Source organism: Pseudomonas flavescens, assembly GCF_013408425.1.
GTDB lineage: Bacteria > Pseudomonadota > Gammaproteobacteria > Pseudomonadales > Pseudomonadaceae > Aquipseudomonas > Aquipseudomonas fulva_A.
In genome coordinates this window covers 1,597,483-1,615,197 of record NZ_JACBYV010000001.1, presented here as the reverse complement: position 1 = coordinate 1,615,197, position 17,715 = coordinate 1,597,483, and the positions used below count along the sequence as shown (strand labels likewise).

The 17,715-nt window shown below is 61.3% G+C and carries 16 protein-coding genes; 4 read left to right on the top strand and 12 right to left on the bottom strand.

Annotation, left to right across the window (positions count from 1 at the left end; all coding sequences use genetic code 11):
• Position 1: 1 nt before the first annotated feature.
• The 8 genes from FHR27_RS07115 to cspD all read right to left on the bottom strand — a co-directional run bounded on the left by FHR27_RS07115 (position 2) and on the right by cspD (position 8,590).
• The gene (locus FHR27_RS07115; protein ID WP_042552642.1) at positions 2–427 is read right to left on the bottom strand and encodes a GNAT family N-acetyltransferase; all 426 of its coding nucleotides are present in this window, start codon (positions 425–427) and stop codon (positions 2–4) included.
• Positions 420–1,586: a ribosomal protein uL16 3-hydroxylase gene (locus tag FHR27_RS07110; RefSeq protein WP_042552643.1), complete on the bottom strand. Its 1,167-nt coding sequence runs from the start codon at positions 1,584–1,586 to the stop codon at positions 420–422. Before FHR27_RS07110 ends, FHR27_RS07115 begins: the two co-directional genes overlap by 8 nt.
• Before the next feature lie 80 nt (positions 1,587–1,666).
• Positions 1,667–3,037 (bottom strand): adenylosuccinate lyase, encoded by a 1,371-nt coding sequence (gene purB / locus FHR27_RS07105; protein ID WP_042552644.1) that lies wholly within the window; start codon positions 3,035–3,037, stop codon positions 1,667–1,669.
• Positions 3,038–3,222: 185 nt separating this feature from the next.
• A complete protein-coding gene (gene hflD, locus FHR27_RS07100) occupies positions 3,223–3,843 on the bottom strand; it encodes a high frequency lysogenization protein HflD (RefSeq protein WP_179538171.1) in 621 nt (206 codons plus the stop codon).
• Positions 3,840–4,955, bottom strand: coding sequence for a tRNA 2-thiouridine(34) synthase MnmA (gene mnmA, locus FHR27_RS07095; RefSeq protein ID WP_179538170.1), 1,116 nt, complete (start codon positions 4,953–4,955; stop codon positions 3,840–3,842). The genes hflD and mnmA overlap by 4 nt, the downstream gene beginning before the upstream one ends.
• 92 nt (positions 4,956–5,047) lie before the next feature.
• Complete coding sequence (locus FHR27_RS07090) at positions 5,048–5,494, bottom strand: NUDIX hydrolase (RefSeq protein ID WP_042552647.1); 447 nt, start codon at positions 5,492–5,494, stop codon at positions 5,048–5,050.
• A gap of 73 nt (positions 5,495–5,567) precedes the next feature.
• The gene (locus tag FHR27_RS07085) at positions 5,568–7,796 is read right to left on the bottom strand and encodes an NADP-dependent isocitrate dehydrogenase (RefSeq protein ID WP_179538169.1); all 2,229 of its coding nucleotides are present in this window, start codon (positions 7,794–7,796) and stop codon (positions 5,568–5,570) included.
• 527 nt (positions 7,797–8,323) lie between these two features.
• Complete coding sequence (gene cspD / locus FHR27_RS07080) at positions 8,324–8,590, bottom strand: cold shock domain-containing protein CspD (protein WP_179538168.1); 267 nt, start codon at positions 8,588–8,590, stop codon at positions 8,324–8,326.
• A 221-nt stretch (positions 8,591–8,811) separates the two neighbouring features.
• Here cspD and clpS point away from each other — a divergent pair, with 221 nt between their 5' ends.
• Together clpS and clpA are read left to right on the top strand one after the other, a co-directional pair.
• Positions 8,812–9,174, top strand: a complete 363-nt coding sequence (gene clpS / locus FHR27_RS07075) for an ATP-dependent Clp protease adapter ClpS (protein ID WP_042552649.1) — start codon at positions 8,812–8,814, stop codon at positions 9,172–9,174.
• Between the two features lie 29 nt (positions 9,175–9,203).
• The gene (clpA, locus tag FHR27_RS07070) at positions 9,204–11,474 is read left to right on the top strand and encodes an ATP-dependent Clp protease ATP-binding subunit ClpA (RefSeq protein ID WP_042552650.1); all 2,271 of its coding nucleotides are present in this window, start codon (positions 9,204–9,206) and stop codon (positions 11,472–11,474) included.
• A gap of 129 nt (positions 11,475–11,603) precedes the next feature.
• Here clpA and infA read toward each other — a convergent pair whose 3' ends face one another.
• The 4 genes from infA to trxB all read right to left on the bottom strand — a co-directional run bounded on the left by infA (position 11,604) and on the right by trxB (position 14,444).
• Complete coding sequence (gene infA, locus FHR27_RS07065) at positions 11,604–11,822, bottom strand: translation initiation factor IF-1 (protein WP_002553999.1); 219 nt, start codon at positions 11,820–11,822, stop codon at positions 11,604–11,606.
• Positions 11,823–11,967: 145 nt separating this feature from the next.
• Positions 11,968–12,675, bottom strand: coding sequence for an arginyltransferase (locus FHR27_RS07060; protein ID WP_042552651.1), 708 nt, complete (start codon positions 12,673–12,675; stop codon positions 11,968–11,970).
• A 68-nt stretch (positions 12,676–12,743) separates the two neighbouring features.
• Positions 12,744–13,445, bottom strand: coding sequence for a leucyl/phenylalanyl-tRNA--protein transferase (gene aat, locus FHR27_RS07055; RefSeq protein ID WP_179538167.1), 702 nt, complete (start codon positions 13,443–13,445; stop codon positions 12,744–12,746).
• Between the two features lie 48 nt (positions 13,446–13,493).
• Entirely contained in the window at positions 13,494–14,444 is a 951-nt protein-coding gene (trxB, locus tag FHR27_RS07050) for a thioredoxin-disulfide reductase (RefSeq protein ID WP_179538166.1), read from the bottom strand.
• A gap of 215 nt (positions 14,445–14,659) precedes the next feature.
• Here trxB and ftsK point away from each other — a divergent pair, with 215 nt between their 5' ends.
• Both ftsK and lolA read left to right on the top strand, forming a co-directional pair.
• Entirely contained in the window at positions 14,660–17,068 is a 2,409-nt protein-coding gene (gene ftsK, locus FHR27_RS07045) for a DNA translocase FtsK (RefSeq protein ID WP_042552654.1), read from the top strand.
• 20 nt (positions 17,069–17,088) lie between these two features.
• Positions 17,089–17,715 carry an outer membrane lipoprotein chaperone LolA gene (gene lolA / locus FHR27_RS07040; protein WP_042552655.1) on the top strand — a complete coding sequence of 209 codons (627 nt, stop codon included), beginning with the start codon at positions 17,089–17,091 and terminating at the stop codon, positions 17,713–17,715.

Here is a 17,715-nt window from a genome sequence, read left to right as displayed (position 1 = left end):
ATCAGCCGCTGCTGCGCACCATGTCGACGTGGGGAATGCCCGCTTCCAGGTATTCGTCACTCACTACAGTGAAGCCCAGCTTTTCATAGAACGGCGTTGCCTGCACCTGGGCGCTGAGCATTTGCTGACTCAGCCCGCGTTTCTCGGCTTCGGCGATCACTGCATGCAGCAGCGCTTCGCCGACCTTCAGTCCGCGCCAGTCCTTGAGTACCGATACCCGACCGATCTGACCATCGGCCAGCAGGCGCGCGGTGCCGATCGGGTAATCGCCTTCGCAGGCGAGAAAATGCACGGCATCACTGTCTTCGGCGTCCCATTCCAGCTCAGGCGGCACCGCCTGCTCAGCGACGAATACCGTTTCACGGATGCGTCGCAGTTCTTCGTAATCCCTGTGCCAGTCGGCGATGCGTACGTGCAGGTCATTCATCGGCGAACTCCACGCTCCCTTGCTTGGCGAGTTCCAGCAGCAGGGTGCGTGCTTCGTCGTTGGCCAGCCATGGGCCAAGGTTTTCCAGGTGCAGGGCATCGGCAGAGCAGATCATTTTCAGCAGCTCACGCAGGCCGGCGGAAACGACGCGACTCTGGCCGCTGGCGAACAGCACCAGGTCTTCGCCGACTTCGGACCAGGCCATGCGTGCACTGGGGTTGCGGATCATCACGGCGCCGTCTTCCAGCTGGTCGAGGAAGCCGTCTTCGTCGATCTCGATACCGGCGATCAGCTCCGGGTAGCGTGGCTCGGTCATGAACTGGCCGAACCAGGTCATCAACAGGCGCTCGTCGCTCATGTGCTCGGCGAGCAGCGCCTTGAGGCGGTCCAGGGCGTCGCGCTGAATCTCGTTGGGGTCGCTGACGGGCACGGTGCCGGCGTCGCTATAGCGCGTTTCATCGGGCAGGAACTGACCGAGAAAATCGGTGAAATGGGTCAATACTTCGGCCGCGCTGGGTGCGCGGAAACCCACGGAATAAGTCATGCAGTCATCCTCGGCGGTGCCACTATGGGCCAGGAGCGGCGGCAGATAGAGCATATCGCCGGGCTCGAGAACCCATTCTTCGGTTTGATCGAATTGAGCCAGGATCTTCATGTCGAGATCCGGCAGCAGGGGGCTTTGCGAATCGCACATCTGGCCGATCTGCCAGCGACGACGGCCATGGCCCTGCAGGAGAAACACATCGTAGTTATCGTAGTGCGGACCAACGCCGCCGCCAGGTGCGGCGAAACTGATCATCACGTCATCGATACGCCACTTGGGCAGAAACTTGAATTCTTCCAGCAGCTCGGCAACCTCTGGAACGAACTGGTCGACGGCCTGCACCAGTAGCGTCCATTCGCGCTCTGGCAACTGCGAGAACGCATCCTCGGCGAAGGGGCCCCGGCGCACCTCCCAAGGCGTTTCGCCATGCTCGATTACCAGGCGCGATTCCACTTCTTCCTCGAGGGCGAGGCCGGCCAGTTCGTCCGGAGAGATCGGGCTTTCGAACGCGGGGATGGCCTGGCGCACCAGCAGGGGCTTCTTCTGCCAGTAATCGCGCAGGAACTCACGTGCGCTCAGGCCACCCAATAGCTGAAGAGGAGCATCAGGATTCATCTGTAAGTCCTTGATATTTATTAAAGCGTATAAAAAGAAACGCCCGGCTTCAGCCGGGCGTCCTTGAGACTGGCTATAGCCTAGATGCGTTTGGCCTGAGCCACCGCGTTGCCGATGTAGTTGGCGGGAGTGAGCTGCTTTAGCTCTTCCTTGGCCTGCTGCGGCATATCCAGGCCATCGATGAAGGCCAACAGCGCTTCTGGCGTGATGCCCTTGCCGCGAGTGAGCTCCTTGAGCTTCTCATAGGGGTTCTCGATGGCGTAGCGACGCATGACGGTCTGGATCGGCTCAGCGAGCACTTCCCAGCAGGCGTTCAGGTCTTCAGCAATACGTTGAGCATTGAGCTCCAACTTGCTGATTCCCTTGAGGCTTGCTTCATAAGCGATCACGCTGTGGGCGAAGCCGACACCAAGGTTGCGCAGCACGGTGGAGTCGGTCAGGTCACGCTGCCAGCGGGAAATCGGCAGCTTGCTGGCCAGGTGCTGGAACAGCGCGTTGGCAATACCCAGGTTGCCTTCGGAGTTCTCGAAGTCGATCGGGTTGACCTTGTGTGGCATGGTCGACGAGCCGATCTCGCCGGCGATGGTCTTCTGCTTGAAGTAGCCCAGGGAGATGTAGCCCCAGACATCACGATCGAAGTCGATGAGGATGGTGTTGAAGCGGGCGATGGCATCGAACAGCTCGGCGATGTAATCGTGCGGCTCGATCTGCGTGGTGTAGGGGTTCCACTGCAGGCCCAGATCGTTCTCGATGAACTGGCGGGCGTTGGCTTCCCAGTCGATCTGCGGGTAGGCCGACAGGTGAGCGTTGTAGTTGCCCACCGCGCCATTGATCTTGCCCAGCAGCGGCACGGCGGCGATCTGCACGATCTGACGCTCGAGGCGATAGACGACGTTGGCCAGCTCTTTACCCAGGGTAGTGGGCGAGGCTGGTTGGCCGTGGGTACGCGACAGCATCGGTACGTCGGCGAACTTCACCGACAATTCGCGGATGGCGCTGGCGATCTGGCGCATCAGCGGCAGCAGCACGTTGTCACGGCCTTCACGCAGCATCAGGGCGTGGGACAGGTTGTTGATGTCCTCGCTGGTGCAGGCGAAGTGGATGAACTCGCTGACCTTGTCCAGCTCCGGCAGCTTGGCAGCCTGTTCCTTGAGCAGGTACTCCACGGCTTTGACGTCGTGGTTGGTGGTGCGCTCGATTTCCTTGACGCGCTCGGCGTGCTCGACCGCGAAGTTCTCGGCCAGCTCATCGAGCAGCGCGTTGGCTTCGGCGGAGAAGGGCGCGACTTCACTCACACCTTCGTGGGCAGCGAGGCGCTGCAGCCAGCGGACTTCGACCTGAACGCGGAAGCGGATCAAGCCGTATTCGCTGAAAATGGGGCGCAGAGCGCTGGTTTTGCCGGCATAGCGGCCATCTACGGGCGAAACCGCGGTGAGCGAGGAAAGCAGCATGGGAGGCGTTCTCGGACAGTCGGGCGTTGAAAAGGGGGCATATCATACACGAAGTGGCGCGTTGCAAGCGCCAGGCTTCGAGTAACAGCGGACTGATGGCTTTTCAAGAAGCGAGATTTTCAAATGAAAATCCATACTAATCATGAAGATAAGCCAGAGTCTTGATATTCGGCTTGAGAGTGCTGTCAGCCGCGCAGCATCGGGTAAAGCTCACGCAGCAATTTGCGACGACTGAACACCAACTGCCAGCGATGACCGCCCAACTGCCGCCACAGGCGTCCGGAACGGATGCCAGCGAGCAGCAAGGCACGGATTTTCGAGGCATTGGCCGGCTGCTGCAGAAAGCGGCTGTCGCCCTGCACCTGAATGCGCTGCTTGAAGGTACTGATGGTGTCCTGATACAGCGCGCCGCACGAGGAAATCACGTTCTCGTGGCCAATGCCGAAGTGTTCTGCCTGGCTCTGGACCTGATCGAGGCGCCCACCCATCAACTGCAGCAGGTCGCCACGCTTGTCGAGCTGACGTTCCAGGCCGAGCAGGGCGAGTGCATAGCGCAGGGGCTCGCGCTGCAGGCTGGTCGGGTCGCGCTCCAGGGCGCTGACCAGGGCGCGGTAACCGTCACGCAGATTGAGGTCATCCCCGCCGAACACATCCAGGGTACCTTTGGGGTCACGCACCAGCAGGCTGCCGATCAGGCAGGTCACTTCGCTCTCGGCGGCCTGGCCGGTCTTGGCGATCTTGTCGACCATCACCGCGGCCTGAAATACCGCGCCAAGGGCGATCAACTGTTCTTGTATCGGGTTCATCGCGGGGCGCCCTCGCTCCAGGGCTCGGCGCTTTCGATCACGCCACCGCCAAGACAGATATCACCATCGTAGAACACCACGGACTGTCCGGGCGTGACTGCGCGCTGCGGCTGGTCGAACGCGGCCCGGTAGCCATCGACGCTGCGTTCCAGGGTGCAGGTCTGGTCGGCCTGGCGATAGCGCACCTTGGCCGTCAGCTGACGCGGAGCATCGAGCTCGATCGGATTGACCCAGTAGATCTGCGAGGCGTTCAGGGCGCGGGAGAACAGCCAGGGGTGTTCGTTGCCCTGGCCGACCACCAGCACGTTGCGGGTCAGGTCCTTGTGCAACACGTACCAGGGCTCGTCGCCGGCATCCTTGAGACCGCCGATACCCAGGCCCTGGCGCTGGCCGATGGTGTGGTACATCAGGCCGTGGTGCTTGCCGATGACCTCGCCTTCGGTGGTTTCGATGTCGCCCGGCTGCGCCGGCAGGTACTGCTTGAGAAAATCGCTGAAGCGCCGCTCACCGATGAAGCAGATGCCGGTGGAGTCCTTCTTCTTGGCGGTGGCCAGCTCGTATTTCTCGGCGATGGCGCGCACCTGGGGCTTTTCCAGCTCGCCAACCGGGAACAGGGTCTTGGCGATCTGCTCGCCGCCAACGGCGTGCAGGAAATAGCTCTGATCCTTGTTCGGGTCCAGCCCCTTGAGCAGCTCGCTGCGCCCGTCGATGTCACGCCTGCGCACGTAGTGGCCGGTGGCGATGAGGTCGGCGCCGAGCATCAGGGCGTAATCGAGGAACGCCTTGAACTTGATTTCGCGGTTGCACAGGATGTCCGGGTTCGGCGTGCGACCAGCCTTGTACTCGGCCAGGAAGTGCTCGAACACGTTGTCCCAGTACTCGGCCGCGAAGTTGGCGGTGTGCAGCTTGATGCCGATGCGGTCGCAAACGGCCTGGGCGTCGGCCAGGTCGTCCATGGCGGTGCAGTATTCGGTGCCGTCGTCCTCGTCCCAATTCTTCATGAACAGGCCTTCGACCTGATAGCCCTGTTCGAGCAACAGCAGGGCCGATACGGAGGAGTCGACGCCGCCGGACATGCCGACGATTACGCGCTGAGTGGCTGGATCTTGCATGGTCGGGATCAATACAGGCTTCAAAGGGGCGAGATTCTAACAGGATGTGCCCGACGTTTCAGTTCGGCCGCTTGCGCGAGCGCCGCCCGTGCCTACATCGGTTCGTGGATGAGGCTCAAGGGAAAGCGGGCGCCCGCCAGGTAGTCGTCCAGGCAGCGCATCACCAGCTCGCTGCGCAGGTGATCGGACTCGGCCTGGAGCTCTTCATGAGTGAGCCAGCGGATGCCGCTGATATCGCTATCCAGCGCGCGCTCGGGGTGATGCGCGAGCAGATTGGCGGTGAAGCAGATGCGTTGATAGGTCACGCCGTTGCTCGGTGCGGTGTACAGGTAGATGCCGGTAACGCCGGTCAGTTCGACATCGCAGCCGGTCTCTTCCAGGGTTTCCCGTACCGCGGCCTGCAGCAGGCTTTCCCGGGGTTCCAGATGGCCGGCGGGCTGATTGAGCACCAGGCGGCCGCCCTTGAGTTCTTCGACGAACAGAAAACGTCCGTCTTGCTCGACGATCGTTGCAACGGTGACGTGCGCATGCCAGGTCATGAAGCCTCCTTCAGCGGGTAGGAAATAAAAAACCCCGGCACAGGGCCGGGGTCCTTTTAACTCAACGAATCACTCAAGCCAGAGAGGCCAGGGCGGCGTTGAGGGTCGCGCTTGGACGCATGACTTTTTCGGTCAGCGCCTTGTTCGGCGCGTAGTAACCACCGATTTCAGCCGGCTTGCCCTGTACCGCGCCCAGTTCGGCAACGATCTTGGCTTCGTTGTCGCTCAGGGTCTTGGCCAGCGGTGCGAACTGCGCCTGCAGTGCGGCGTCTTCATTCTGTGCCGCCAGAGCCTGAGCCCAGTACAGCGCCAAGTAGAAGTGGCTGCCACGGTTGTCGATACCGCCGACCTTGCGTGCTGGCGACTTGTCGGTGTCGAGGAACTGGCCGGTGGCCTGATCCAGGGTCTTGCTCAGTACCAGTGCCTTCGGATTGTCGTAGGTGTTGCCCAGGTGCTCCAGGGAAGCGGCCAGAGCCAGGAACTCACCCAGCGAATCCCAGCGCAGGAAGTTTTCCTCGACCAGTTGCTGGACGTGCTTCGGCGCAGAACCGCCAGCGCCGGTTTCGAACAGGCCGCCGCCATTCATCAGCGGCACGATCGAGAGCATCTTGGCGCTGGTGCCCAGCTCCATGATCGGGAACAGGTCGGTCAGGTAGTCGCGCAGTACGTTACCGGTCACCGAGATGGTGTCCTTGCCTTCGCGAATGCGTGCCAGGGAGAACTTGATGGCTTCGACCGGGGCGAGGATGCGGATGTCCAGGCCGCTGGTGTCATGATCCTTCAGGTACTGCTCGACCTTCTTGATCATTTCGGCGTCATGCGCGCGCGCCGGGTCAAGCCAGAACACCGCAGGAGTGTCGCTCAGGCGTGCACGGTTGACGGCCAGCTTGACCCAATCCTGGATCGGCTCGTCCTTGGTCTGGCACATGCGGAAGATGTCGCCTTCCTCGACCTTTTGCTCCATCAGCACCTTGCCATTGGCATCGCTGACGCGAACCACGCCGTTGGCCTGGATCTGGAAAGTCTTGTCGTGGGAGCCGTACTCTTCGGCTTTCTGAGCCATCAGGCCAACGTTCGGTACGCTGCCCATGGTCGTCGGGTTGAAGGCGCCATTGGCCTTGCAGTCCTCGATGACCACTTGGTAGATGCCGGCGTAGCAACGATCCGGGATCACCGCTTTGGCGTCTTGCAGCTCGCCTGCGGTGTTCCACATGCGGCCCGAGTCACGAATCATGGCTGGCATCGAGGCGTCGACGATCACGTCGCTCGGTACGTGCAGATTGGTGATGCCCTTGTCGGAGTTGACCATCGCCAGCGCCGGACGATCGGCATAAACGGCGGCGATGTCGGCTTCGATCTCGGCCTGCTTGTCAGCGGGCAGCTTCTTGATGCTGGAGTACAGGTCGCCGATACCGTTGTTCAGGTTGAAGCCGGCTTCCTGCAGGGCCGCAGCGTGCTTCTCGAGGGCAGCCTTGTAGAACTCGGCAACGATCTGGCCGAAGATGATCGGGTCGGAGACCTTCATCATGGTGGCCTTCAGGTGGACCGAGAACAGCACGCCCTGTTTCTTGGCGTCTTCGATCTCTGCGGCGACGAAGCTGCGCAGTGCCTTCTTGCTCAGTACCGAGCAATCCAGGACTTCGTTGGCCAGGACCGAGGTTTTCTCTTTCAGCACGGTGGCGGTGCCATCGGTGCCGATCAGTTCGATCTTCACGCTGCCTTTGGCGTCGATCAGAGCGGCCTTTTCGCTGCCGTAGAAATCGCCGCTTTCCATGTGCGCCACGTGGGACTTGGAGTCAGCGCTCCAGGCGCCCATTTTGTGGGGGTGCTTGCGGGCGTAGTTCTTGACCGACAGCGGCGCGCGACGGTCGGAGTTGCCTTCGCGCAGTACCGGGTTCACGGCGCTGCCCTTGACCTTGTCGTAACGGCTGCGAATGTCGCGTGCTTCGTCGCTGTCGCCGGTGTCCGGGTAGTCAGGCAGGGCGTAACCCTGGCTCTGCAACTCCTTGATCGCGGCCTTCAGTTGCGGAACCGAGGCGCTGATGTTCGGCAGCTTGATGATGTTGGCTTCTGGCGTAGTAGCCAGTGCACCCAGCTCGGCCAGGTGATCACCCTGTTTCTGAGCATCGGTCAGAAACTCGGGGAAGAGGGCCAGAATACGGCCGGCCAACGAGATATCGCGGGTTTCGACGGCGATATCCGAAGAGGCGGTGAAGGCTTTGACGACAGGGAGCAGGGAGTAGGTCGCAAGCGCAGGGGCTTCGTCGGTGAGGGTGTAGATAATCTTAGAGCGTGTGGTCATATTTGATTTAACTCTCTTTTTGCTGAACTTGCACAAAGCACTGATCCGGGTGAGGTGGCTTCTGACCACGGCTCGGCATCAATGATGTGAATTCGAAGTTCCATCCCGATGATGTTGGGTGTCGCAATCGACCGACGGCGGTAGCGGATCGCCTCTGAAGGTCGGCGCGACGAGTGCTGGAAGCCGTACTCCAGGCAAATGCGCCTTTATGACTACTCAGTCAGCGCCCGAGTATATCAAACCAGAGGGCGATGGCAGTGACCAAGTTGCTGGCAGCGCGGATCGGATGGGCGTTTCGGGCTGCTGAAGTCGCCAGGAAGGGGCCTCGTCGAGGTTCTCGACGAGCAAGCGCAGGCCATGGCGTTACTGTCTGGGCTCAGGCGTTTCGCGGTATCCCGCGGTCAATTGGACCAAGGTCGTAGCAGGCCGACGGACGAAGATCCGATGAGGAGTGACCGATTTCATCGCTGAAACGCAAAAGCCGGTCCTGAGACCGGCTTTTGCGTGCAGCCAAGCAGCTTAGGAAATCAAACCTCGACGGTCTCCCCGCGCACTCTGCTGGTGGCGGTGGTAGCAACTTCAGAAGCTGCCTGAGCAGCGCTGATATTCACGGCGTGGAGGCCCTTGGGGCCTTGAATAATATCGAAGCTCACGGCTTGTCCGGCTTTCAGGGTTTTGTACCCGTCCATCTGGATGGCCGAATAATGGGCGAACAGGTCCTCATCTCGGCCTTCGGCCAGGATGAACCCATAGCCCTTGGCGTTGTTGAACCACTTGACCTTACCACTTAGCATGCTGATATCCCTCTGCAAGGAACTCCATTGCTGGAGTATCATCCACATTAGATCCCGCGTCCGTAAGATAGCTCGTACGTGCGCAAGCCCTTTCACCCCGTAGGGGTATCCTTTGGTTGTAACACCCTTTTGCCGATAGTCAAGGCAACGCACGAAGCAACGATAAACGGGTCTTAGTTTTTGCTGCCCATCTCCATTCACCCACGAACCTTTTATCCAGCATGCATGCAAGTAGCCAGATTCGACTAACATTCAATCAGGATCGACCCGCACCGCATGAGGACGACTCTTCAGGCCTGGCCGTCGAGGAATCCAAGCCGGCATTGCAGGCGCCTCCGCTTTACAAGGTGATCTTGTTCAATGATGACTACACCCCCATGGATTTCGTGGTCGAGATACTCGAGACCTTCTTCAACCTCAATCGGGAGGTGGCGACCAGAATCATGTTGACCGTGCACACCGAAGGTCGCGCCGTTTGCGGTCTCTACACCCGCGATATCGCTGAGACCAAGGCCACCCAGGTCAATCAATACGCGCGGGAAAGCCAGCATCCATTACTCTGTGAAATCGAGAAGGACGGTTAACGCCGGCCGCTTGGGCATGAGGTGAAGCTATGTTAAATCGAGAGCTCGAAGTCACCCTCAACCTTGCCTTCAAGGAGGCACGTGCCAAGCGTCATGAATTCATGACGGTGGAGCACCTCCTGCTGGCTCTTCTGGACAACGAAGCCGCAGCCAGCGTGCTGCGCGCCTGTGGCGCCAGCCTGGACAAGCTGCGCAACGATCTGCAGGAATTCATCGACTCGACCACGCCGCTGATTCCACAGCATGACGAAGAGCGTGAAACCCAGCCAACACTGGGCTTCCAGCGCGTTCTGCAGCGTGCGGTGTTCCACGTGCAAAGCTCCGGCAAGCGTGAAGTGACCGGCGCCAACGTACTGGTCGCGATCTTCAGCGAGCAGGAAAGTCAGGCCGTGTTCCTGCTCAAGCAGCAGAGCGTGGCGCGTATCGACGTGGTCAATTTCATTGCCCACGGCATTTCCAAGGTGCCAGGTCAGGGAACATCCCCGGACGCCGAGCAGGAAATGCAGGACGAAGAGGGCGGTGAGTCCTCGTCTTCCAGCAACCCGCTGGATGCCTACGCCAGCAACCTGAACGAATTGGCGCGTCAGGGCCGTATCGATCCGCTGGTCGGCCGTGAGAACGAAGTCGAGCGTGTGGCGCAGATTCTCGCCCGCCGCCGCAAGAACAACCCACTGCTGGTTGGCGAGGCGGGCGTCGGCAAGACGGCCATCGCCGAAGGGCTGGCCAAGCGCATCGTCGACAATCAGGTGCCTGATCTGCTCGCCGACGCAGTGGTCTACTCCCTCGATCTGGGTGCACTGCTGGCGGGCACCAAGTACCGCGGCGATTTCGAGAAGCGCCTCAAGGCACTGCTCACCGAGCTGCGCAAACGCCCCCACGCGATCCTGTTCATCGACGAGATTCATACCATCATCGGCGCCGGTGCTGCGTCGGGTGGCGTCATGGACGCTTCCAACCTGCTCAAGCCGGCGCTGTCGTCGGGTGAGATCCGTTGCATCGGCTCCACGACCTTTCAGGAGTTCCGCGGCATCTTCGAGAAGGATCGTGCCCTGGCACGGCGCTTCCAGAAGGTCGACGTGGTCGAGCCTTCGGTGGAAGACACCATCGGCATCCTCAGGGGCCTCAAGGGGCGCTTCGAGCAGCACCATGACATCGAGTACAGCGATGAGGCGTTGCGTGCAGCTGCCGAGCTGGCTTCGCGCTACATCAACGATCGGCACATGCCCGACAAGGCGATCGACGTGATCGACGAGGCGGGCGCCTATCAGCGTCTGCAGCCGCAGGACAAGCGCCTCAAGCGCATCGACGTCCCGCAGGTCGAAGACATCGTCGCCAAGATCGCGCGGATTCCGCCAAAGCACGTCAGCAGCTCCGACAAGGAATTGCTGCGTAACCTGGAGCGCGACCTGAAACTGACCGTATTCGGTCAGGACGCTGCCATCGATTCGCTCGCCACTGCCATCAAGCTGTCGCGCGCAGGCCTCAAGGCGCCGGACAAGCCGGTCGGCTCGTTCCTGTTCGCTGGTCCGACCGGCGTCGGCAAGACCGAGGCGGCTCGTCAGCTGTCCAAGGCCCTGGGTGTCGAGCTGGTGCGTTTCGACATGTCCGAGTACATGGAGCGACACACCGTGTCTCGTCTGATCGGCGCCCCTCCTGGCTATGTCGGTTTCGACCAGGGAGGCCTGCTGACCGAGGCCATCACCAAGCAGCCGCATTGCGTGCTGCTGCTCGATGAAATCGAGAAGGCGCACCCGGAAGTCTTCAACCTGCTGCTGCAGGTGATGGACCACGGCACCCTGACCGACAACAACGGGCGCAAGGCGGATTTCCGCAACGTCATCCTGATCATGACCACCAACGCCGGTGCCGAAACGGCCTCGCGGGCGTCGATTGGTTTCACCTATCAGGATCACTCGTCCGATGCCATGGAAGTCATCAAGAAGAGCTTCACGCCGGAGTTCCGCAACCGCCTGGACACCATCATCCAGTTCGGCCGCCTCAGTCACGAAACGATCAAGAGCATCGTCGACAAGTTTCTCATCGAGCTGCAGGCGCAGCTCGAAGACAAGCGCGTCATGCTCGAGGTCAGCAACGCTGCGCGTGACTGGCTGGCGGAGCAGGGTTACGACGTGCAGATGGGCGCGCGGCCAATGGCTCGTCTCATCCAGGATCGGATCAAGCGTCCGCTGGCGGAGGAGATCCTCTTCGGCGAGCTGTCCGAGCATGGCGGTACCGTCCATGTGAATCTCGAGAACGGCGAACTGACGTTCGATTTCGAGACCACGGCGGAAATGGCCTGAGGCATGACTGGCGGGCTCGTCGAGCCCGCCAAATCAGGCGGATTACGCTGCAAGAGCAACGAAAACGCCCGGCATATGCCGGGCGTTTTCATTACCGCACGAAGCAGGTGGGAGCGTGGCTCCTACCTGTTAGCGGGCGCGGTAGGTGATGCGACCCTTGCTCAGGTCGTAAGGGGTCAGCTCTACGCGGACCTTGTCACCAGTCAGAATGCGGATGTAATTCTTGCGCATCTTTCCGGAGATGTGCGCGGTAACGACGTGCCCATTTTCCAACTCCACACGAAACATGGTGTTGGGCAGGGTGTCGACGACAGTGCCTTCCATTTCGAAGCTGTCTTCTTTCGACATGCAGTAAAGCCCTCGGTATCCAATGAATGGCCCGGCGCAACTGGCCCCAGGCAAAAGCGGCGTGCATTGTGCCCGAAAAACGGGGTTGACGCCAAGGGTCTGTTCCTGTTTCGGCGACGCAGTCGTGCCGAGGTGCGCAAAGCCGTCAGGTAAGGGCTACCCAATGCTGATTGACGAACAGCTCGATGGGTCGATATTGCGTCTTGTAGTTCATCTTTCGGCAGTTCTTGATCCAGTAGCCCAGATAGACCGCCTGGAGCCCCATTCGCAGCGCCTCACCGATCTGCCAGAGGATCGCGAAGCGCCCCAGGCTGCGGCGCTCCTCGTCGGGGTCGTAGAAGGTGTAGACCGCCGACAATCCATTAGGCAACACGTCGGTGACGGCGATGGCCAGCAGGCGGCCATCTTCGCGAAACTCGTAGAAGCACGAGAACGGCAGGTCGCGGACCAGGAAGGTGGAGAACTGCTCGCGACTCGGTGGGTACATGTCGCCGTCGGCATGGCGCTGCTCGATGTAGCGAACGTACAGCGCGTAGTACTCCTCGCTGAATACCGGGCGCACCGCACGTACCTGAATCGACTCGTTGCGCTTGAGGATCTTGCGCTGCTGTCGATTGGGCACGAAGCGGGCAGCCGGAATCCGCGCGGGCACGCACGCCGTGCAGCGCTGACAGTGCGGGCGGTAGAGATGATCGCCGCTACGCCGAAAGCCGAGCTCGGAAAGCTCGGCATACATATGCGCATCCATGGGCTGACTGGGATCTAGGAACAGGGTGGTGGCCTGTTCCTCGGCCAGGTAGCTGCAAGGGTGCGGCTGGGTGGCGTAGAACTTCAGGCGAGCCAGCTCAGTCATGATCGACTCCCTAGGTTAGCCTGGAATGAGTGTATGCCAGGTCGCCGGCCTCCACCAGAACAGGCCTGTCACCCGTCGGTTGGTTGTAGCGGCGCCAGCCAGTGGGCGGTGCTGGGCTGCTCGAGATAGCGCTGCAGATAGTCAGCGAATTGCGCGCGGCTTATCGCCCGGGCACCCAGGCTGTGCAGGTGCTGGGTCGGCATCTGGCAGTCGATCAGTTCAAAACCCCAGCGCCTGAGGTGCTCGACCAGGGTCACGAAACCGACCTTGGAGGCATTGTCGGCGCGGCTGAACATCGACTCGCCGAAGAACAGCTTGCCCATGGCCAGGCCGTAGAGCCCGCCGACCAGTCGCTCGTCTTGCCAGACCTCCACGCTGTGAGCCACGCCACGCCCGTGCAGCTCGATGTAGGCCTGTTGCATGGGCGTGGTGATCCAGGTGCCGTCCGCATAGTCGCGTGGCGCGGCACAGGCCTGGATGACATCCGGGAAGGCCTTGTCGAAGCTGACCCGGTAATGCCCCTGGCGAATGACCTTGCGCAGGCTGCGCGATACATGCACTTCGTTGGGAAACAGCACCGTGCGAGGGTCTGGCGACCACCACAGCAGCGGCTGCCCGTCCTGGTACCAGGGGAAGCAGCCGTGTCGATAGGCGGCGATTAGCCGGTCAGCGCGCAGGTCGCCGCCAGCGGCCAACAGGCCGTTGGGCTCGCGCAGGGCCTTGTCGAGGGGCGGAAAGGTCAGAGAGTCGCGTTGCAACCAGGTGAGCATTGGCGAAACCGCGGCAGGGGAGGGCGGGTTTTACACCGCCCAGGTTGATCAGTTGTCGTCGAGGAATTTTTCGACGTCGAGGGCAGCCATGCAGCCAGCGCCGGCCGAGGTGATGGCCTGGCGATACACGTGGTCGGCCACGTCACCGGCAGCGAAAACACCCTCGATGCTGGTGGCGGTGGCGTTGCCTTCGTTGCCGCCCTTGATCAGCAGGTAGCCATCGCGCATCTCCAGCTGGCCCTGGAACAGGTCGGTGTTCGGTTTGTGACCAATGGCGATGAATACACCGGCCAGCGGCAGATCGCTGGTGCTGCCGTCCAGGGTGTTGCGCAGGCGGGCGCCGGTTACGCCAGTGGCGTCGCCGAGGACTTCTTCCAGGGTGTGGTTCCAGTGCAGGCGCATGTTGCCGTTGGCCACTTTGTCGAACAGCTTGTCCTGGAGGATCTTCTCCGAACGCAGCTTGTCGCGGCGGTGCACCAGGTGCACTTCCTTGGCGATGTTGGAGAGGTAGAGCGCCTCTTCGACAGCCGTGTTGCCACCACCGATCACCGCGACCACCTGATTGCGATAGAAGAAGCCATCACAGGTCGCGCAGGCGGAAACGCCCTTGCCGGCGAATGCCTCCTCGGACGGCAGGCCCAGGTATTGAGCCGATGCGCCGGTGGCGATGATCAGCGCGTCGCAGGTGTAGGTGCCACTGTCGCCCTTGAGGGTGAACGGACGGCTCTGCAACTCGGCGGTGTGGATGTGGTCGTAGATGATCTCGGTTTCGAAGCGCTCGGCGTGTTTCTGCATACGTTCCATCAAGCCCGGGCCTGTTAGGCCTTCGACGTCACCCGGCCAGTTGTCCACTTCGGTCGTGGTGGTGAGCTGGCCGCCAGGTTGAATGCCGGTGATCACGACAGGCTTCAGATTGGCACGAGCAGCGTACACGGCAGCACTGTAGCCGGCGGGTCCGGAGCCCAGGATAATCAGGCGGGAATGCTTGACTTCGCTCATAAAAACACCTCATAAGCCTTTGTCACAAAAGAGAATGCGTGCTCAAATTGAGCCGCACGGACGAATAGTGGCCGCTATGCTACACCGAAGCACGAAGCTAGCGGGAGCGGGGTGGGGCGATCAGCCCCCATCAGCGGTGCGGCATGCCGTACAATGGCGACGTTTCGTCCTCTACCGATCATGCGGCGCGCTACTGGCGCAGGAACAAATGCGTTTTGAAGAATTCTAGCTCTACAGCACCGGCGCCGGCCTGGCGTCAGCAACTGCCGTACCGCCTCAAGGAGGGTGCGCTGATCGCCCTTGGGGCCTTGTGCCTCTATGTGTGGATGGCGCTGCTCACCTACGATCCGGCCGACCCGGGCTGGACCCATACCAGCAACGTCGAGCAGGTGCACAACGCCGCTGGTCGTGCCGGCGCCTGGTTCGCCGATGTGCTGTTCATGGCCCTCGGTTATTTCGCCTATCTCTTCCCGTTATTGCTCGGCATAAAGGCGCTGCAGGTCTTCCGTGCCCGTCACGAACCCTGGCACTGGAGCGGCTGGCTGTTCTCCTGGCGCCTGATCGGCCTGGTGTTCCTGGTGTTGTCGGGCGCAGCACTGGCCTATATCCACTTCCAGAGCAGCGCAGGCATGCCGGCATCGGCAGGCGGTGCGCTGGGTGAAAGCCTCGGCCAACTGACCGTCGCGGCCTTGAACGTGCAGGGCAGTACGCTGCTGTTCATCGCTCTGTTCCTGTTCGGCCTGACCGTGTTCACCGACCTTTCCTGGTTCAAGGTCATGGACCTTACCGGCAAGATCACCCTGGATCTGCTGGAGCTGGTGCAGAGCGTGGTCAACCGCTGGTGGAGCTCGCGCCAAGACCGCAAGCAACTGGTTGCGCAACTGCGTGAAGTGGACGAGCGCGTTCACGACGTGGCGGCCCCGGTGGTGCGTGATCGTCGCGAGCAGGCCAAGGTCAAGGAACGCCTGATCGAGCGTGAAGAGTCGCTCAACAAGCACATGAGCGAACGGGAAAGCCGTCCCGCTCCGGTGATTACCGCTCCGGCCGCGCCCAAGGCGCCCGAGCCGAGCAAACGGGTGCAGAAGGAGAAACAGGCGCCGCTGTTCGTCGACAGCGCCGTGGAAGGCACGCTGCCGCCAATCTCGCTGCTCGACCCCGCAGAAGCCAAGAAGATCGAGTACTCGCCAGAGTCCCTGGCGGGTGTCGGGCACCTGCTGGAGATCAAGCTCAAGGAATTCGGTGTCGAGGTGTCGGTCGATTCGATCCATCCCGGCCCGGTGATCACCCGCTACGAGATTCAACCCGCCGCTGGCGTCAAGGTCAGCCGAATCGCCAACCTGGCCAAGGACCTGGCGCGCTCGCTGGCGGTGACCAGCGTGCGTGTGGTCGAAGTGATTCCCGGCAAGACCACCGTGGGTATCGAAATCCCCAACGAGAACCGGCAGATCGTGCGTTTCTCCGAGGTGCTGTCGACCCCCGAATACGACGACGCCAAATCGCCGGTCACCCTGGCCCTGGGTCACGATATCGGCGGCAAGCCGGTGATCACCGACCTGGCGAAAATGCCCCACCTGCTGGTCGCCGGTACCACCGGTTCCGGTAAGTCGGTGGGCGTCAACGCGATGATTCTGTCGATCCTGTTCAAATCGGGGCCGGAAGACGCCAAGATGATCATGATCGACCCGAAAATGCTCGAGTTGTCGATCTACGAAGGCATTCCCCATCTGCTCTGCCCGGTCGTCACCGACATGAAGGAGGCGGCCAACGCGCTGCGCTGGAGCGTTGCCGAGATGGAGCGCCGCTACAAGCTGATGTCGAAGATGGGCGTGCGTAACCTGGCAGGCTTCAACCGCAAGGTGAAGGATGCCATCGAGGCGGGTGAGCCGCTGTCCGATCCCCTGTATCGCCGCGAAAGCATGGAAGACGAAGCGCCGCTGCTGAAAACGCTGCCGACCATCGTCGTCGTCGTGGACGAATTCGCCGACATGATGATGATCGTCGGCAAGAAGGTCGAAGAGCTGATCGCACGTATCGCCCAGAAGGCACGGGCGGCGGGCATCCACCTGATTCTCGCTACCCAGCGGCCGTCGGTGGACGTGATCACCGGTCTGATCAAGGCCAACATTCCCACCCGTATGGCCTTCCAGGTATCGAGCAAGATCGACTCGCGCACCATCATCGACCAGGGCGGTGCCGAACAGCTGCTCGGCCACGGTGACATGCTCTACATGCCGCCAGGCACCAGCCTGCCGATTCGCGTGCACGGCGCCTTCGTCTCCGACGACGAGGTGCACCGTGTGGTCGAAGCCTGGAAGCTGCGTGGCGCACCGGACTACAACGAAGACATCCTGGCCGGCTCCGAAGAGGGCGGTGGTGGCTTCGACGGTGGTGGCGGTGGCTCCGACGGTGGCGACGACAGCGAGTCGGATCCACTGTACGACGAAGCGGTCAATTTCGTGCTGGAAAGCCGCCGCGCGTCCATCTCCTCGGTGCAGCGCAAGCTGAAAATCGGCTACAACCGCGCCGCCCGCATGATCGAAGCCATGGAAATGGCCGGCGTGGTAACGCCGATGAATACCAACGGTTCGCGCGAGGTCATCGCACCCGGGCAGAACCGCGACTAACACCCTGACAGAGGATTCACATGCGCCTGATTCGCCTGATGTTGCTCGCCGTGCTGAGTACCGCGAGCCTGTTCGCCCATGCTGACGATGAAGCCGCTGTACAGCGCCTGACCCAGTTGCTCAACCAGGCGCAGACCATTACCGCGCGCTTCTCCCAGCTGTCCCTCGACGGCAGCGGCACCCAGCTGCAGGAAACTTCCGGCGAGCTGGCCCTCAAGCGACCGGGGCTGTTCCGCTGGCACACCGACGAGCCGATGGAGCAATTGCTGGTTTCCGACGGCAAGCAGGTGTGGCTGTACGACCCGGATCTCGAGCAGGTGACCATCCAGTCCCTCGACCAGCGCCTGACCCACACACCGGCGCTGTTGCTCTCCGGTGATGTGTCGCAGATCCGCGAGAACTTCGAGATCACCTTCAAGGAAGGCGGCAGCGTGGTGGACTTCATCCTCAAGCCGAAGTCCAAGGACACCTTGTTCGACAGCCTGCGCCTGTCGTTCCGCAACGGTGTGCTGAACGACATGCAATTGATCGACAGCATTGGCCAGCGCACCAACATTCTGTTCATGAGCGTGAAGATGAACGAGCCTCTGGATGACAAGCAGTTCAGCTTCGAAATCCCCGAGGGCGCGGACGTCATTCAAGAGTAG

What these genes read in the sequence shown, in the direction of transcription:
- FHR27_RS07115 (WP_042552642.1), bottom strand. Translation starts at nt 427, where the DNA reads ATGAATGACCTGCACGTACGCATCGCCGACTGGCACAGGGATTACGAA.
- FHR27_RS07110 (WP_042552643.1), bottom strand. Translation starts at nt 1,586, where the DNA reads ATGAATCCTGATGCTCCTCTTCAGCTATTGGGTGGCCTGAGCGCACGT.
- purB (WP_042552644.1), bottom strand. Translation starts at nt 3,037, where the DNA reads ATGCTGCTTTCCTCGCTCACCGCGGTTTCGCCCGTAGATGGCCGCTAT.
- hflD (WP_179538171.1), bottom strand. Translation starts at nt 3,843, where the DNA reads ATGAACCCGATACAAGAACAGTTGATCGCCCTTGGCGCGGTATTTCAG.
- mnmA (WP_179538170.1), bottom strand. Translation starts at nt 4,955, where the DNA reads ATGCAAGATCCAGCCACTCAGCGCGTAATCGTCGGCATGTCCGGCGGC.
- FHR27_RS07090 (WP_042552647.1), bottom strand. Translation starts at nt 5,494, where the DNA reads ATGACCTGGCATGCGCACGTCACCGTTGCAACGATCGTCGAGCAAGAC.
- FHR27_RS07085 (WP_179538169.1), bottom strand. Translation starts at nt 7,796, where the DNA reads ATGACCACACGCTCTAAGATTATCTACACCCTCACCGACGAAGCCCCT.
- cspD (WP_179538168.1), bottom strand. Translation starts at nt 8,590, where the DNA reads ATGCTAAGTGGTAAGGTCAAGTGGTTCAACAACGCCAAGGGCTATGGG.
- clpS (WP_042552649.1), top strand. Translation starts at nt 8,812, where the DNA reads ATGCATGCAAGTAGCCAGATTCGACTAACATTCAATCAGGATCGACCC.
- clpA (WP_042552650.1), top strand. Translation starts at nt 9,204, where the DNA reads ATGTTAAATCGAGAGCTCGAAGTCACCCTCAACCTTGCCTTCAAGGAG.
- infA (WP_002553999.1), bottom strand. Translation starts at nt 11,822, where the DNA reads ATGTCGAAAGAAGACAGCTTCGAAATGGAAGGCACTGTCGTCGACACC.
- FHR27_RS07060 (WP_042552651.1), bottom strand. Translation starts at nt 12,675, where the DNA reads ATGACTGAGCTGGCTCGCCTGAAGTTCTACGCCACCCAGCCGCACCCT.
- aat (WP_179538167.1), bottom strand. Translation starts at nt 13,445, where the DNA reads ATGCTCACCTGGTTGCAACGCGACTCTCTGACCTTTCCGCCCCTCGAC.
- trxB (WP_179538166.1), bottom strand. Translation starts at nt 14,444, where the DNA reads ATGAGCGAAGTCAAGCATTCCCGCCTGATTATCCTGGGCTCCGGACCC.
- lolA (WP_042552655.1), top strand. Translation starts at nt 17,089, where the DNA reads ATGCGCCTGATTCGCCTGATGTTGCTCGCCGTGCTGAGTACCGCGAGC.